The 14,977-nt window shown below is 72.4% G+C and carries 16 protein-coding genes; 14 read left to right on the top strand and 2 right to left on the bottom strand.

The window, feature by feature from the left end:
* Nucleotides 1–27: 27 nt before the first annotated feature.
* The gene (locus ABEE00_RS19770) at nucleotides 28–690 is read right to left on the bottom strand and encodes a peptidoglycan-binding domain-containing protein (RefSeq protein ID WP_345746891.1); all 663 of its coding nucleotides are present in this window, start codon (nucleotides 688–690) and stop codon (nucleotides 28–30) included.
* 180 nt (nucleotides 691–870) lie between these two features.
* Here ABEE00_RS19770 and ABEE00_RS19775 point away from each other — a divergent pair, with 180 nt between their 5' ends.
* Nucleotides 871–1,614: a GNAT family N-acetyltransferase gene (locus ABEE00_RS19775; RefSeq protein ID WP_345746892.1), complete on the top strand. Its 744-nt coding sequence runs from the start codon at nucleotides 871–873 to the stop codon at nucleotides 1,612–1,614.
* A 17-nt stretch (nucleotides 1,615–1,631) separates the two neighbouring features.
* On the opposite strand, the gene ABEE00_RS19780 is transcribed toward ABEE00_RS19775, so the two are convergent.
* On the bottom strand, nucleotides 1,632–2,387 hold the full coding sequence (locus ABEE00_RS19780; protein ID WP_345746893.1) for a TetR/AcrR family transcriptional regulator: 756 nt from the start codon (nucleotides 2,385–2,387) through the stop codon (nucleotides 1,632–1,634).
* A 101-nt stretch (nucleotides 2,388–2,488) separates the two neighbouring features.
* On the opposite strand from ABEE00_RS19780, the gene ABEE00_RS19785 reads away from it, so the two are divergent.
* The 13 genes from ABEE00_RS19785 (at nucleotide 2,489) to ABEE00_RS19845 (ending at nucleotide 14,966) form a co-directional block, all read left to right on the top strand.
* On the top strand, nucleotides 2,489–3,439 hold the full coding sequence (locus tag ABEE00_RS19785) for an NAD(P)-dependent alcohol dehydrogenase (RefSeq protein ID WP_345746894.1): 951 nt from the start codon (nucleotides 2,489–2,491) through the stop codon (nucleotides 3,437–3,439).
* Between the two features lie 290 nt (nucleotides 3,440–3,729).
* Nucleotides 3,730–5,025 carry a ParB/RepB/Spo0J family partition protein gene (locus tag ABEE00_RS19790; RefSeq protein WP_345746895.1) on the top strand — a complete coding sequence of 432 codons (1,296 nt, stop codon included), beginning with the start codon at nucleotides 3,730–3,732 and terminating at the stop codon, nucleotides 5,023–5,025.
* 303 nt (nucleotides 5,026–5,328) lie between these two features.
* Nucleotides 5,329–6,219, top strand: a complete 891-nt coding sequence (locus ABEE00_RS19795) for a class I SAM-dependent methyltransferase (RefSeq protein ID WP_345746896.1) — start codon at nucleotides 5,329–5,331, stop codon at nucleotides 6,217–6,219.
* A 13-nt stretch (nucleotides 6,220–6,232) separates the two neighbouring features.
* Complete coding sequence (locus tag ABEE00_RS19800; protein ID WP_345746897.1) at nucleotides 6,233–7,279, top strand: cytidine deaminase; 1,047 nt, start codon at nucleotides 6,233–6,235, stop codon at nucleotides 7,277–7,279.
* Nucleotides 7,280–7,338: 59 nt separating this feature from the next.
* Nucleotides 7,339–8,277: a phosphotransferase gene (locus tag ABEE00_RS19805; protein ID WP_345746898.1), complete on the top strand. Its 939-nt coding sequence runs from the start codon at nucleotides 7,339–7,341 to the stop codon at nucleotides 8,275–8,277.
* Nucleotides 8,274–8,816, top strand: a complete 543-nt coding sequence (locus tag ABEE00_RS19810) for a dCTP deaminase (protein ID WP_345746899.1) — start codon at nucleotides 8,274–8,276, stop codon at nucleotides 8,814–8,816. Before ABEE00_RS19805 ends, ABEE00_RS19810 begins: the two co-directional genes overlap by 4 nt.
* Entirely contained in the window at nucleotides 8,813–9,349 is a 537-nt protein-coding gene (gene dcd / locus ABEE00_RS19815) for a dCTP deaminase (RefSeq protein WP_345746900.1), read from the top strand. The genes ABEE00_RS19810 and dcd overlap by 4 nt, the downstream gene beginning before the upstream one ends.
* Complete coding sequence (locus tag ABEE00_RS19820) at nucleotides 9,346–10,413, top strand: hypothetical protein (RefSeq protein ID WP_345746901.1); 1,068 nt, start codon at nucleotides 9,346–9,348, stop codon at nucleotides 10,411–10,413. Before dcd ends, ABEE00_RS19820 begins: the two co-directional genes overlap by 4 nt.
* 53 nt (nucleotides 10,414–10,466) lie before the next feature.
* Nucleotides 10,467–11,642 (top strand): NUDIX hydrolase, encoded by a 1,176-nt coding sequence (locus tag ABEE00_RS19825; RefSeq protein WP_345746902.1) that lies wholly within the window; start codon nucleotides 10,467–10,469, stop codon nucleotides 11,640–11,642.
* 116 nt (nucleotides 11,643–11,758) lie between these two features.
* Nucleotides 11,759–12,655, top strand: coding sequence for an ABC transporter ATP-binding protein (locus ABEE00_RS19830; protein ID WP_345746903.1), 897 nt, complete (start codon nucleotides 11,759–11,761; stop codon nucleotides 12,653–12,655).
* Entirely contained in the window at nucleotides 12,639–13,436 is a 798-nt protein-coding gene (locus ABEE00_RS19835) for an ABC transporter permease (protein WP_345746904.1), read from the top strand. Before ABEE00_RS19830 ends, ABEE00_RS19835 begins: the two co-directional genes overlap by 17 nt.
* On the top strand, nucleotides 13,433–14,419 hold the full coding sequence (locus tag ABEE00_RS19840; protein WP_345746905.1) for a hypothetical protein: 987 nt from the start codon (nucleotides 13,433–13,435) through the stop codon (nucleotides 14,417–14,419). The genes ABEE00_RS19835 and ABEE00_RS19840 overlap by 4 nt, the downstream gene beginning before the upstream one ends.
* A complete protein-coding gene (locus ABEE00_RS19845) occupies nucleotides 14,412–14,966 on the top strand; it encodes a hypothetical protein (protein ID WP_345746906.1) in 555 nt (184 codons plus the stop codon). Before ABEE00_RS19840 ends, ABEE00_RS19845 begins: the two co-directional genes overlap by 8 nt.
* Nucleotides 14,967–14,977: the final 11 nt, after the last annotated feature.

The raw sequence follows: 14,977 nt of genomic DNA on the forward strand, positions 1-14,977 counted from the left end.
CCCTACGGGCCCGGAGCCCGCGGCCCCTTACGGGATCGGCTCCACGGAGGGACCCTCCTGCGCGAGCAGATCGCGCGCGAACTGCTCCCACTGCGCGTACGCACCGGGGGCGGCGGAATTCTGTACGGACTGCGCCGCGTCGCCGGGCGGCATCGTCTCCCAGCCGGGAATCTGGACGAGCCCGCGATTGGTCCCGAACGGAGCCACTCCGTAAAAGGACTTCGAGGACGTCGGCACGTCGGTGATCTGCTCGGGCGTTCCCCAGCCCGTGCTGGGACGCTGCTGGAAGATGCCGAGCGAATCGTGGTCGACGGGCTCGGTGTAATTCACGAACTTCGATTCCTGCATGGCCGTCATCAGCGCGATGACCTGGCCCTGGTCGGAGATTCCCGCGCCCTTGCCGACGCCGATGACGGTGCGCGCGTTCTCCCGTTCGGCGGGGCCGAGGTCGGCGGGGGACTGGAAGGCGCGGTGCTGTTCCGCACGCGGCGCCTTCTCCAGCGCCTTGGCGGTCGCGGGGTCCAGCCGCCCGGTCTCCTTCATGCCGTGCCGGTGCTGGAACCACGCCACCCCGTGGCCCTGGCCGGCCTCGTGGCCCGGGTCGGCCTGCGCGGCACCGGGCGCCGCGCAGACGCCGATCGCGGCGGCCAGCGCGGCGGATATCGCGGCTCTGCGTATGTGGGTACGCATGGGATCTTCCTCCCCGTCTCTCTGCCGTTGTGCGAGTGACGCGAGATTAGGGAGAGGTACGCGCCGTGCGGCACCTGACAGATGTCAGGATGGCCCCGCCCCAGCCCTCGGGACGGTCCGGAAAGCGCGGTGAGAAGCACAGTGGAGAACCCGGCGCAGAAAGCAGCGCGAAATCCCGTGATGCTGCGCGCACTTCAGGAGCGGGTGGCCCGCGCCCTGCCCGCCGAGGAGGTCGCGTACGCGGGCGAATGGCGGCTGCGCGCGGCGCCGGAATCCTCGTGGTGGGTCGGTACGGCGCAGCCCCACGGCCCGGTGGAGGACGGCGCATTGGGCTCGCGCATTGCCGCGGCGGAGAAGTTCTACGCCGAACGCGGCGCCGTGACCCGCTTCCAGATCACCCCAGGGGTCTGCCCCAGGGGTCTCGACGCCGAGCTGGCCGCGCGCGGCTACCGGTGGGAGAGCCCCGTATCGCTCCAGACCGCACCGACCGCGCGGGTACGGGAGCGAGTGCCGGAGGACGGCCTGTCGGTGCGGGTGGACACGCGCCCCTCGCAGGACTGGTTCGCGGTGTGGCACGCCGCGCACGGCGGGGACCCGGCCGCCGAGCGGGCCATGATCGCGCGCGTGCGGGAGCCCTCCGCCTACGCCCGCGTCCTGCTGGACGGCGAGGCCGTCGCGGTGGGCCGCGCGGTCGCCGAGGGCGGCTGGGCCGGGGTGTTCAGCATGGCCACGCTGCCCCGCGCCTGCGGGAGGGGAGCGGCCCGGCGGGTGCTGGCCGCGCTCGCCGAGTGGGCGGAGGGCGCGGGCGCCGAGACCCTGTACCTCCAGGTGACCTGCGAGAACGCCGCCGCCCTCCGGCTCTATGCCCGTACGGGTTTCGAAGAGGTCTGCACGTACCACTACCGCACGGCCGCACCCCACTAGCCCCGGCGCGCTCCCCTTCAACTCCCGCCCGGCGCAAGGCGGTCGAGGCCGAGCCCGGTCGGCGGGGGCAGCGGCGTACGGCCCGTACCGTCCGCGCCTTCCGTGCCCTTCGCGCCGCCCGTGCCGTCCGCCCGGTCAGCGCGGAAGGAGTCGAGGAGGTACGCGACGAGGCGCCGGGACGCGGCCTCCGCGGCGGAGCCGTCGTCCGGGCCGGAGCCGTCATCCGTGCCGGAGAGGGCCGCGACCAGGCCGCCGTTGGCGAGGAGCAGCACGGTCAGGTCGGACGGGTGGAAGTCGCGGCGCAGCGCCCCGGACTCCTGCGCGCGGCGCACCAGGGTCGCGAGGCCGTGTTCGCCGCGCCGCCTGCTGCGCGCGTGCCCCTCTTGCGCGCCGGGGAAGGCGCGGAGGAAGGCGCCGGTGAAGCCGCGTTCGGCGGCCTGGAGCGCGCACACCTTCCCGATCACGTGGCGGAGGCCGCGCCACGGGTCGGGGTCGTCCAGCGCCTCGTCCAGCGCGGCCGTACACGCGGCGAGCTGGTCGGCGAACACCTCCCGTACGAGGTCGTCGCGGGTCGGGAAGCGGCGGTAGAGCGTCGCGGGGCCCACCCCCGCGCGGCGCGCGACGGCCGCCATCGGCACCTCGATGCCGTGCTCGGCGAACGCCGCGCGCGCCGCGTCGAGGATGCGCTGCCGGTTGCGCGCCGCGTCGGCCCGCAGCGGCGCCCCGGCCCGCGGCGAGCCCCCGGACCGCAACCGAGAGGATCCCGCGCCCATCTCTCTCACCTCCGCCTTATGTGGACGACCCTCTCCACTTATACCTCTATCGTCGCCGGTGAGACGCACTGACCAGCGCGAACGAGAGGCGGGCCGTGGAGATGACAGCGAACGGGACGATGAGGGCCGCGCTCTACGACCGCTACGGCGGCCCCGAGGAGCTGTACGTGGGCCGGGTGCCCAAGCCGTCGCCGGGCCCCGGCGAGGTACTGGTCAAGGTCACCGCGCTGAGCGTGAACGGCGGCGAGCTCGCCGCCCGCGCCGGCCGCGTGAAGCTGCTGACCGGACGCCGCTTCCCGCAGCGCGTGGGCCTGGACTTCTCCGGAGAGGTCGAGGCGACGGGCTCCCCGATGACCCGGCTGCGGCCGGGCGACCGCGTGTGGGGCGTCCTGCCGCGCACAGCGGGCTTCGGGAGCGCGGCGGAGTACGTGGTGGTGCGGCCCCGGCAGCTCGCGCACCTCCCCGAGGGCATGGACCCGGTCGAGGCAGCGGCCCTCCCGGTGGGCACCACCGCCATCACGGCGCTGCGTGACAAGGCCCGCCTGCGGCCCGGCGAACGGCTCCTCGTACGCGGCGCGTCCGGCGGGGTGGGAAACGTGGCCGTCCAATTGGGCCGCGCCTACGGAGCCCGCGTGACGGGCTTGGCGGGGGCCGGAAACCTCGGCCTCGTACGCGAGTTGGGCGCCCATGAGGCGTATGACTACCGCACCACGTCCCCGGACGACCTGGGCCCCTTCGATGTAATCCTGGACACAGTGGGCAACCAATTGGTCCACTACAGCCGTCTGTTGACGCGGGGTGGCCGCATGACCACGGTCGCCTTCGACATGGACCACCGCGTTCGTTCCCTGACCACCATTCTGACCACCCGTCATCTCCGCTTCTTCAGCGGCGACCCCCGCCACGACTTGTTCGCGGACCTGTCCGCTTACGCCGCCGCGGGGGCGCTTCGCCCTGTCGTGGATTCGGTCTTCCCCTTGGAGGAAATCGCCGAGGCGCACCGCGCGTTGGAGAGCGGCGGCGTGCGGGGGAAGCATCTGGTGCGCGTGTAGCGGCGTACTGGCGCGTAGCGCGCGGAAAAGCGCCGCGGGCGGAGTGGATGGCGGATGAAACCGTTTGACGGAATTCGGACCCCGATCAAGGGCTCGGTTGACCGGTCAGAACCTGTTGGGTTTGATGGTGTTTCGCTCCACTTCATCTCCTGTACACGTCTTCAGCGCCGTGGGTGAGGGGGCGACCGCTTCATGAAGGGGGATATGAAGTGACGTCACTGGGCGGCGATCACCTCTCTCACACGGGATATGCAGGCGGGGAGCTGGGGCGGGAGCGTGTGCTGACACGCGTGCCCCCGGCGTACGAGGGCGGCGGGGCCGCGGAGGGCGCAGCGGGCGGACCAACCCGCGCGACGCGGTGGGCGGCTTCAAGGGTCGATGAGACCGACGAGGGAGCCGGCGACGGGGACGAGGGCGGCGAGACCGAGCCGCCCGACCGCCCGCAGGGGGCGGACGCCGCGTCCGAGTACGCGGCGGTGACCCGGCTCGTCCGCCTGCACGGTGCGCGGGACCGCGAGGCCCCCGCACCCGCGCTGGTGCCCTTATCGGCCCTGCGCCCCGCCGAGTCACCGCGGTTGGAGGGTGTGCACGAGGACTACGTACGGCAGCTCGCGGAGAGCGCGGCGCCGCTGCCCCCGCTGCTCGTGGACCTGGCGACGATGCGGGTCGTCGACGGGATGCACCGGCTGCGGGCCCTCGAACTGCGCGGCGAGGAATACGTGCGGGTGCAGTTCCTCGACGAGAGCCCGCCTGACCTGTTCGCCGTCGCCGTGGGCGTGAACGCCTCGCACGGGCGCCCTCTCAGCCGCGCCGACCGCGTCGCCGCTGCCGCCCGCCTCCTCGTCTCGCATCCGCACTGGTCGGACCGGCATGTGGCCGAGCTGGCCGCGCTGTCGCCGAGCACCGTCGGCGCCATAAGGGAGCGTTCGACTGACCAGATCGGACCGTTGAACGCCCGGGTGGGCAAGGACGGCAGGACCCGCCCCGTGGACGCGGCCGAGGGCCGGATGCGGGCCAGCGAGGTCATCGCGGCGCACCCCGGGAGCACGCTGCGGGAGATCGCCAGGACCGCCGGGATAAGCGTCGCCACGGCGAAGGACGTCCGTGACCGCCTGCGGCAGGGCAAGGACCCGCTCCCGCCGAGGCTCCGCGGCGGGACGGAGGAGGGGGCGCAGCCGCCCGGGGCCGGCGCCGTGACAGAGGTCGACGGCAGGACCGGGGCCGGCGCTGTGACCGGTGCCGATGTCGGGACCGGGGCCGGGGCCGCGAAGGCGGTGAGTGCGCGGACGAGCGCCGCGGTGGTGCAGCGCGACGCGCGGTCCGTCGTCCGACTGCCTCGCGCCGTCCCCCAGTCCGCGTTCAACAGTCTGCTGCGGGACCCCTCGATGCGTACGGACGCGGGGCGGGCGCTGCTGCACCTGATGCGGTGCCATCTCCTGGAGGACGCGGAGAAGAGGCAGTGGCTCATGGACTGCGTTCCCGACCACTGCCGCGCCACCGTCGCCGAAGGCGCGCGCGCCTGCGCCGAGCAATGGCTGCGGCTCGCGGGGGAGATGGAGACGGAGGCCGGTCCGGGGCCCGGCTGACTGGCCGCTGGTTATTACCCGCGAGTTCTGCGAAATACCGCCTGTGCCGCGTCCGCGCGGCACAGGCTTTTTCCTGCCCGAACGTGTTCGGGAAACGGCGTTCGGGAAACGGCGTTCGGAAGTGCCCTTTGGGAAGGGCCGTTCGGGGAAACGCGGGCCGCTTAACGGAGTTCGGATTCCCGCTCGTCCGGCGGATGTTGAAAAAATATTGGCACCGGCTTCCGTGCTGCTAGCGTCCGGGTCGAGGGCAGTCGCTCTCGGCGGAAACCGCCACCACCTTGCCGGACTCGCGATGAGGGATGAATGACTCAGCAGACGGAAAACACGGCCGCGGCGCAGATGTTCCAGTTCGGTCTGGACTACATCCGGGACCACTTCGGCAACAACACGGCCCTGGCCACGCAGCAGATGACGCACAATCTGTACCGCAAGAACCGCAAGCCGCTCGTCGACCACATCGTCGAGTGCCTGGAGCTGAAGGGCCGTGAGACGGTCCTGGACCTGGGCTGCGGCAACGGGTTCATCCTCCGCGACGTGGTCAGCAAGATACGCGCCGGCGGCCGCACCGTCGCCATCGACATCTCGCCCGCCATGCTGGAGCTGGCCCAGCGGAACGCGAATCTCTCCTGGGCGCCGCTGGAATTCGCCGAGGGCCGCGCCGAGGACCTCTCGCGCTTCGCCGACGGCGAGTTCGACCGTCTGATGGCCAACTTCATCTTCCACTACATCGAGGACCCGGACCTCGTCTGCTCCGAAATGCGGCGCGTGGTCAACGACAAGGGCCACGCCATCGTCTCCATCGAGGCGCGCGGCTCCATGCCGGAGATGTACCAGCTCCACTTCGAGGGCATGGAGAAGGTGGGCTTCCCCACCGAGTTCATCAACCGGCTGCCCCGCGGCCGGCGCGGCAAGATGGTGCTGGACAACGCCGAGGCGACGCTCTCCAAGCACTTCGCCGAGGTCGAGGAGCGCCCCTATGTGGACGCGCTCCGCTTCGAGACCCCCGACCCCTTCATGTTCTTCTACGGCACAGGTCACCGCTACTGCGGCGCCAAGGCCATGGCCGGGGACGACATTCCGCAGTCGGCCTTCGACGAGCTGCACGCCTGGGTCGAGGAGAAGGTCGGCGAACGCATCGCGGAGGTCGGCTACTTCGAGCTCAGCAAGCAAAACTCGGTATTCGTCTGCTCGTGAGTGAGGACCCCACATGACGACCGCTTCTCACCCCCCGCTGCGCATCGCGCTGTTCGGGCTTCCCGGAGCCGGGAAGTCGACCACCGCAGGGCTGCTCCGCGAAATCCTCGCGGAATCCGGACGGCGCATGGACGTGGTCAAGATAGGCGCCCCGCTGTATGACGTACAGCAGTATTTCCACGCGCGGGCGGGGTCGGAACTGGCCGAGGGCCAGCAGGACGGAGTGCTGCTCAATTTCCTGGGCACGCATTTCCGCAACACGTCGCCCGACTTCCTGCTGGCGGACTTCGGCGAGCGCTGCGACCGCGTGGCGCTCAACGGCGCCGACGTCCTCGTGTGCGACGACGCCAGGCCGGCCGACTTCGAAGGGGTGCGGAAGCAGGGGTTCCGGGCAGTGCGGGTGACCGCGCCGGAATCCGTACGTCGTCAGCGCAAGGCCGTACGGGGCGACAGGACGGCGGGCAGCGACGACCACCCCACGGAGCGGGGCGGAGACGCCATGGCGGTGGACTTCGAGATCGACAACTCCTCGGACACCGCGGCGCTGAGGGAGCGCGTCGCCGCCGTCGTGGCGCAACTGACCTCCTCCGGCGCGCCGTCGGGCGCGGCGGAGAGGTCGGAGGACGGGCGGCGCGCGCTCCGGTCGCTGCTGGAGCACACCCGGGGCTTCATCCGGGACCGCTACGCCGAGAACAGGCACCAGATCGGCGCCAGCCTGCTGGCCGCCGACGGGCGGGTGTTCAGCGGCATCCACCTGGAGGCGATGGTCGGCCGCGCCTCGGTCTGCGCGGAGGCCGTCGCGCTCGGCAAGGCACGCGAGGCGGGCGCGACGGACCTGCGGTACGTGCTCTCGGTGCGCCACCCCAAGCCGTCCGAGGCCGCCCGCGAGATCAAACTGGTCCCCCCGTGCGGCCTGTGCAGGGAACTGCTCCTGGACTACGGGCAGGACCTGCGGGTGGTCCTGGGCCGCGAGGACGAGCTGAGCTCGGAGCCCCTGTCCCAGATGCTGCCGCACAAATACGTCGGTACGAAGTGGGCGGCTGCCGGACAGCCGCGCTGAAGCGATTCCCGCCGGAAGAGCGGTTCCGGCCGGAAGCAACCTGGGTGATGGGTGACGGAATGAGCACGTTCGAGTCCTTCCTCGCTGAGCAGTATCCCGGTGCGGACATCAGCGAGCTCAGCGGGTCCAACAACGTCGTGTACTCCGTGAAGACGGACAGCGGCCCGGTCATCGCGAAGCACGTGACGGACAGCGACATCCCGCTGGCCTACCTGGCGGAGGTCAACGAGGCCCTCGCCGCGCACCTCCCGGTGCAGAAGATCTTCCGGGTGTGCGAACGGGAGCGCGGCGACGCCTTCGACGCCGTCTTCTCCGAGTACGTCGAGGGCGAGAACCTGGCGACGGTCGTGGCCGAGCAGCCCGGGCGGCTGCCGGCGCGCGACCTGGTGGCCTTCCTGTGCCGCTTCGTCGAGGCGTGCCGCGGACTGCCCGGGATGCACCCGGACTTCGGCCTCTGCAAGCGCGAGGCCCCCTCCTTCGGCACGCACGAGGAGTTCGTCACGCACTACGCGCGGCGCTACTGGGGCCGGGTGCGCCCCTTCTACGAGGGCACCGACGTGGCGGAGGCCGTGGACGGCTGGCTGGACGGAGGGTTCGCCGCGGCGCTGCGGGCCCACCCGGCGTCGTACGGGGGCGTCCCCATCGACGCCAACCTGAAGAACTTCGTCCTCACCCCCGACGGGCGCCTCGTGGTGCTCAACGTGCCCATCGTGGGGCGCTCCACGCCGGCGCACGCGGTGGGGGCGATCGGTGCGCACCTGCGCCACCACGCGGCGCACGACCTGCTGCTGGAGGCGGTGGCGGGCGGCATCTGCGCCGACGACCTGGCCCTGGTCCCGCACTTCGAGGTCTCGGCGCTGCTCGGCATCATGTCCTTCTACGCGGTCCGCGAGCCCGGGGCGTTCCCGCGGTGGAGCAACTGGGGCTCGCCGGTCACGCTGGACCACGACCTGCGGAGCCTGGTCGCGACCGGTCTCGCGGGACCGGAGGCACGATGATCCTCACGGGTTCCGCCATCGGCCAGGCCGTGCAGAGCGGCGACATCGTCATCGACCCCTTCGACGAGTCCCGGGTCAATCCCAACAGCTACAACTACCGCCTCGGTTCGGAGATCCACCGCATCGACGGCGAGCGCAGGGACGGGCCCGGCGGATCGCGCGAGGCGCTCACCCCGGTCGACGGGCGCTTCCTGCTGCGCAAGGGCGAGTTCTACCTGGGGCACACCCTCGAGCGGATCGGCAGCACGCGCTACGTCACCTCGCTCATCGGCCGCAGCTCGATCGGGAGGCTGGGCCTGTTCGTCCAGCTCTCCGCCGACCTCGGCCATCTCGGGGCCGTGCACCGCTGGACGCTGGAGCTGCTTCCCGCGATGGACATCTACGTCTACCCGGGACAGATCCTCGGACAGGTCTCCTTCTGGGAGGTGACGGGCGACCCCCTCGCCTACGAGGGGTGGTACGGGCAGCACGACCGGCCGGCGCCGTCCAAATTGCACGCGGACTTCCCGTCAACATCACAGATTCGAGAGTTGCGTTGATTCTCAGCGGCCACGAAATCGAGCGGCAGATTGAGCTGGGCGCCATCACAGCGAAGCCGTTCGACCCCGAACTCATCAATCCCAACAGCATCGACCTCACCCTCGACGACACCATCCTGCGCTACCGCGACCCCGTCATCGACCCCCGTATCGAACCGGAGGTCGTGGAGGAGAAGATCCCGGAGGAGGGGCTCTTCCTCGAGCCGATGAGCTTCTGCCTCGGCTCCTCGCGGGAAATCGTGGGCAGCACGGAATTCGTCCCCATGGTGCACGCCAAGTCGAGCACGGCCAGAGCCGGTCTCTTCGTCCACGTCACCGCCGACCTCATCGACATCGGGTCGATCGGGACCGTCACCTTCCAGCTCTTCTCCACGCTGGGCCTGCGGGTCTTCCCGTACATGCGGCTGGGGCAGATGACCTTCTGGAAGCCGAAGGGCGAAATAACCCTCTACTCGGGCAAATACCAGGGATCCCGCGGCCCGCGGAAGTCCGAGATATTCCGCGACCGCTATTGGGAGACGCAGCAGCGATGACCGAAGACGTGCACGTCCTCGCGTCGATGGACACCGTGGCGGTGCGCCTGCGCGCTCCCCGCTCCGTCGTCGCCGAATTCGGCCGGCTGGCCGCGCCGTACATCACCACCGGCGAGACCGAGGGGCCCGAGGATCTGCCCTCGGTCCTCTACACGCCGGAGCCGCCGGCGGGCGACGGCTGGGAGCGCGTGGTGAACTCCTCCGACTACGAGCCCGACAGGGTGGTGTGGGCCCACCGCGCGCGGCGCGGCATCGCCGTCGTGGGCGACCCGGTGCCCACCGCCTGGCAGAGCCAGCAACTTCTGCGCTCCGTACGCCACTTGCTGCGCTGGCAGGCGTACGCACGCGGCGACCTGCTCCTGCACGGCGGGCTGGTCACGGCGCGGGGCGCGGGCATCGCCTTCACCGGAGGGAAGCGCTCCGGCAAGACCTCCAGCATCCTGAGCGCGCTGCTGCACGCGGAGGCCGGCTTCGTCTCCAACGACGACGTCGCGCTGACCGAGGCGGACGGCGGCGGGCTCGTCGGCTACGGCTCGCCGCGCACCGTGAACATACGGACCGACGCGCTGCTGGCCCTGGCCGAGACCGCGCCGGGCATGAGGGAGCTGCTGCGCGACTGCGCCCACCCCACCAACGGCTACCGGGGCAGGCACCGCACGCGGGAGTCCCTCACCACTGACTCCGGCGCCGAGCTGCCCGGATCCGTGTGGGTCCGCTGCGCCGAACTGGCCCGCGCCACGGGCTGTTCGCTCAGCCCGCGCGGGAGGCTGGACGCGGTGGTGCTGCCGCGGTTCGACGGGTCCGCGCGTGAGCCGCGCATCAGGCCGCTGAGCGGCGAGGAGGCCGCCGCGGCCCTCCAGGAGCACATCGAGTGGCAGGGCACGAAATACGACCCGTTCCTCGCCGACTGGTTCCCCGAGACGGACTCCGTACGCAGGAAGCAGCTCGTCGAACGCCTCGTGGGCGAGGTGCCCTTCTTCGAGCTCACCCAGAACATGCACGGACTCGCCGCCGCCACGGACCTGGTGGTCGCCGCGGCGCTGGACGCGTCGACCGGGCGGTGACCCGCACGCCGGCCCCCTGGCCCGTACGTGAAGCGACTTCGCAGGAGAGCAATGTGACAGCCACAACCGACCACGGCGGCGCCGCGGTACGGGCAGCCGTGCTCGTGACCACCGGGGACGGCAGGGTCCTGCTGGCGGGAACGGGAGCCGGTGCGGGAGCCGGTGCCGATGACGGAGCCGACCCCGGTGCCGATGCCCGTACGGAGGGGTGGGCGCTGCCCGTCGCCGTACCGGCGGCGGGGGAGTCGCTGTACGACGCCGCCCAGCGCGCGGTGGCCGCCGCGACCGGACTCTCGCCCCGGCTCGGCGAGTTGCTGGCCGTCGACCGGGCGCCCTCCGGGGGCGGGGACGGCGGCGAGTACGTCTCCATCCACGTCCTGGACGGCGGCGGCATCAGCCCGTCGGCGATCCGCCGGGTGGAGGCACGCGGAGAGGGCCGCGCGCCCGCCCCTGTACCGCCCGCCCCCGTACCGGCTGCCTCCGTTCCGGCCGCCTTCGTACCCGCCGACGAGGTGCCGGAGTACGTCGCCGGGGCCGAGGCGCGTCGCGTCGCCGCGGCGCTCTCCGCCCGCGCCGAGGGGCGCTCGGCGCCCTGCCTGGAGGACGGGCGCGCCCCGCGGGTCCAGGCGGTGATGCGGCGGTACGGCGTCGCGCCCTGGGTGCACAGCGGTTCCGCCTGGGTCTGGCACGCCGGAGAGGTTCCGGAGGAGCTGGCCATCCGGCAGGCATGGGTGTGGGTCTTCGCGCCCGACGGTCGGGTGGTCGTCTACCTCGACGAGAACGGCGGGATCGGCCTGCCCGGCGGCACGCTGGAGGACTTCGAGCACCGCGCGCCGGCGGCCGCCGCCGTCAGGGAGGTGCACGAGGAGACCAGCATCCGCATCTCCGGCCCGCTCCACCTGGGCTACGTGCTCGACCAGCGCCCCGGCGACGCGCCTGTGGCCCGCGTACGCCTGGCGGCCGCCATCGACGCCATCGGCCCCTCGGCACCCGATCCGGCGACCGGCACCGTGCACCGGCGGCTGCTCGTCCCGCCGCAGCTCATCGCCGGTCTGTGCGGCTGGGGCGCGGGTGCGGGGGAGCAGACCCGGGCCGCGCTGGAGGCGGCCGCGAAGCTCGGCATCACTCCGGCGCGCGCCGAGGACGAGGTCACCGAGATCCCGGCCGACGGCAGCGGCGTGCTCCCCTCCGACGGCACCGGCGCCCTCCCCGCCGGACACGCGCGATGACCGCGCCGACCGGACCGAACGCGCCGACCGGACCGAACGGGTCGACCGGGCCGAACGCGCCGACCGGACCGAACGGGTCGACTGGACCGCACGGGGCGACCGCACCGACCGCGCCGGTGCTCGAAGTCACCGGGCTCACCGCCGCGTACGGCCGCCGCACCGCGCTGCGCGAGGTCTCCCTGACCATCGCGCCCGGCCAGATCCTCGGGCTGCTCGGGCCCAACGGCGCGGGCAAGACGACCCTCATGGACGCGGTCGCCGGCAAGGTGCGGCCCGTCGCGGGCACGGTCTCGGTGTGCGGCATCGACGTGACGCGCCGCTCCCGCGCGGCGCGCGCCCGCCTCGGCTACGCCGAGCAGGACCTGGCGGTCTTCCCCACCCTCACCGTCCGCGAGAACGTCTCCCACTGGGCCTCCCTGTACGGCATGTCACGGCGCGGGCTCGCGCGCGCCGTGGACGACGCGCTCTCGGCGATGCTCCTGGGCGAGGTCGCCGAGCGGCGGGTGCGGACGCTCTCCGGCGGGCAGCGGCGCCGCGTGCACTGCGCGATGGCGACCGTGTGCCGCCCCCCGCTCCTGCTGCTGGACGAGCCCACCGTGGGCGTGGACCCGGCGACCCGCAGGGCCGTGCTCGACCACGTACGGGCGCTGGCAGCCGAGGGCACGGCGGTGTGCTACTCCACGCACTACCTGCCCGAAGTGGAGGCGCTCGGCGCCGACGTGGTGCTGCTCAAGGACGGGGCCACGGCGGCGCGCGGCCGGGTCGAGGAACTGCTCGACCGCTTCGGGAGGACCGTGGCCGAGCTGCGCGTACGGGACGGTGACGGGCCCTCGGCGACCACCCGCACCCTCTCCGTCGACCTCGAAGGGCCCGGCGAACTGCCGGGCGTGCTGCGAGGCCTCGAAGCGGACCTGGACAGGCTCACGGGGCTTGAGATCCGCCGCCCGAGCCTGGACGAGGTCTTCGACCGGATCGTCGAGGAGGACGGGAGGGCCCATGCGGATACGCGATGACCTGCGGGTCCTGGGGGTGCTGGCCCGCCACGAGTGGCATGTGCAGCGGCGCGACTGGGTGCCCCAACTCGTCCTCACCGTCATGCCGTTGGTGCTGATGGCATTCCTGATGCCCATGTACCGCGGCGCGATGGCCGCATCCGGGCTCCCGCACGCGCCGGGCGGCGACGCGGGCGCCGAACAGGCCGTGCCGGGGCTGTCGGTGATGTTCTCGATGTTCCTCATCTCGCACGTGGGCATGGCCTTCTTCCGCGACCACGGCTGGAACACCTGGAGCCGCTTCCGCTCCGCCCCCGTGCCCGTGCCCCTGCTGGTGGTCGGCAAGACGCTCGTCCCGCTCGGCGTGCTCGTGGCGCAGATGACCGTCCTGCTGCTGGCGGGCTGGTCGCTCTACTCGCTGCGCGTCAGCGGCTCGCCCCTCGCCCTGGCGCTGGTGGTGCTGGCCTTCGCGCTGTGCCTGGTCGCGCTGGGCGTGCTCGGCTTCGCCGCGTGCCGCACGGTCGTGCAGATGACCTCGGTGGCCAACGTGGCCGCGCTGGCGATGGCCGGGCTCGGGGGCGCGCTCGTGCCCCGGGAGCTGCTGCCCGGATGGGCCGAGCCGCTCGCCCCCGCCACCCCCTCGTACTGGGCCGTGCACGGCATGCGCGAGGTGATCTCGGGCGGCGCCGGGGTCGGCGGGGTGGCGGGCGACATCGGGGCGCTGCTGCTGTTCACCGCCGTGCCGGCCGTGCTGGCGGCCTTCCTGCTGAAACCGGACCACAGAAAGGTGTCTTGGGCGTGAAAGGCATACCCGCCATACCCGCCGTCACCGTCGAGCAGGCGCTGAAAGTCGTCGGACTCACCCTCGGCGAGGTGCGGGACCTGGGCGGCAGCGTGCTGACCGCCGGGCCTGCGCACCTGGTCGGCTCGCTGGCCGGCGGCCTGGGCAACGAGGGAAGCGACGTCGACGTGCACATGCTCGTCGAGGGCATCGAGAAACCGACCCCCGCCTACCTGTTCTTCGCCGGGGACACCCCCGTCGACATCGAGCACTACCCCGCGGCGATGCCGGCCCAGCTCCTGGCCACGGCCGACGCGTTCCCCGTGAAGGAGCTGCCCCTCGGGCGCGTGAGCCTCGCGCCGCCGCCCGGGCGGCGCATGCGCAGGACCGCCTCGCGGTGGCTCAACTCGCTGCCGCTCTTCCCCGGCCAGGCGCCGGTGTTCACCGAGGAGGAGGCCGCGCGCGTGCTGCCCATGGTGGTGCGCTCCGCGCTGGACCAGTTCCTCGTCGTCTGGGCCGTCGCGCGGCTCGCCGAGCGCGCGGAGCCCGGCGCGGACGCCGCCGCCTACCTCTTCCGGCGGGCGGGACGCGAACTCCTCGAACTGCGCTGCCGCGCCCGAGGAGACGTGCTGACCAGCGAGAAGTGGCTGCCCAGCAGGGCCGCCAGGCTCGGCATGGACGCGGACCTCGTACGGCGGCACTACGCGGTGCCCAGCGAGGCGGAGCTGACGGCCCTGCTCGACGACACCGGGCTCGCGCACTGGGACCCCTGGCGGCTGACCACCGTCCGCGAGGACCCGGGGCGGCGCACCGTGCAGCTCGGCAGGGAGGAGTTCGCGCTGACCCGGCACGGAAGGGTCTTCGGCGACTCCGTCACCGCTGACGGCTCCCTCCACGAGGCGGCGGACGCCCTCGCCCCCGGCCGGCTGCTGCGCGCGCTGCGCGACGCCGAACTGGTCCTGGAAGTTTCCCCCGACGCACAGCAGGAGGCGTTCGATGAGTGAGCGCGAGACGGGTGAGCGCGAGGGGCCGATGAGCGGGCGCGAGGGGACGGTACGCGAGAGCGCCGGCACCGACCTGACGTGGCTGCTGACCCACGGCGCCGGAATGGCCTGGCAGTACGCGATGGCCGTGCAGACGGCGATCACCGACACCGAGGCCGCCTACCGCGAGGGCGACTACCCGACCTGCGTCGAGTCGTGCGCCGTCGCCCTGCGCGCGATCTCGTACTGCCACCAGGTCGGCGGCGGTTACGTGGGACAGCCGGGCCACGTCGAGCACCACCTGCACCTGGCCCTGGACGGCTTCCCCGCCTCACGGGCGCTGCGCGAGCTGCCGCTGCCGGCCGGCGCGAGCCGCGAGGAGGCCGAGCGGGCGATGGCCGCGGTGCGCGAGCACGACGAACGGCTGCGCGCGGAGCTGCCGTTGACCGTTCCCCTCATCCGCACGGCCAACGGCTACTTCCCGACCGTGCGCATCGCGGGAGCCCTGGAGGAACTCCGCGCCGACCACGGCCTCGGCCCCGTCAACTGGGACCAGTGGGGCATCTGAGCACCGAGAAA

This window comes from Streptomyces odontomachicola, from assembly GCF_039605595.1.
Lineage (GTDB): Bacteria > Actinomycetota > Actinomycetes > Streptomycetales > Streptomycetaceae > Streptomyces.

Coding starts and splice junctions, on each gene's coding strand:
- ABEE00_RS19770 (WP_345746891.1), bottom strand. CDS start 690: ATGCGTACCCACATACGCAGAGCCGCGATATCCGCCGCGCTGGCCGCC.
- ABEE00_RS19775 (WP_345746892.1), top strand. CDS start 871: ATGCTGCGCGCACTTCAGGAGCGGGTGGCCCGCGCCCTGCCCGCCGAG.
- ABEE00_RS19780 (WP_345746893.1), bottom strand. CDS start 2,387: ATGGGCGCGGGATCCTCTCGGTTGCGGTCCGGGGGCTCGCCGCGGGCC.
- ABEE00_RS19785 (WP_345746894.1), top strand. CDS start 2,489: ATGACAGCGAACGGGACGATGAGGGCCGCGCTCTACGACCGCTACGGC.
- ABEE00_RS19795 (WP_345746896.1), top strand. CDS start 5,329: ATGACTCAGCAGACGGAAAACACGGCCGCGGCGCAGATGTTCCAGTTC.
- ABEE00_RS19800 (WP_345746897.1), top strand. CDS start 6,233: ATGACGACCGCTTCTCACCCCCCGCTGCGCATCGCGCTGTTCGGGCTT.
- ABEE00_RS19805 (WP_345746898.1), top strand. CDS start 7,339: ATGAGCACGTTCGAGTCCTTCCTCGCTGAGCAGTATCCCGGTGCGGAC.
- ABEE00_RS19810 (WP_345746899.1), top strand. CDS start 8,274: ATGATCCTCACGGGTTCCGCCATCGGCCAGGCCGTGCAGAGCGGCGAC.
- ABEE00_RS19820 (WP_345746901.1), top strand. CDS start 9,346: ATGACCGAAGACGTGCACGTCCTCGCGTCGATGGACACCGTGGCGGTG.
- ABEE00_RS19835 (WP_345746904.1), top strand. CDS start 12,639: ATGCGGATACGCGATGACCTGCGGGTCCTGGGGGTGCTGGCCCGCCAC.
- ABEE00_RS19845 (WP_345746906.1), top strand. CDS start 14,412: ATGAGTGAGCGCGAGACGGGTGAGCGCGAGGGGCCGATGAGCGGGCGC.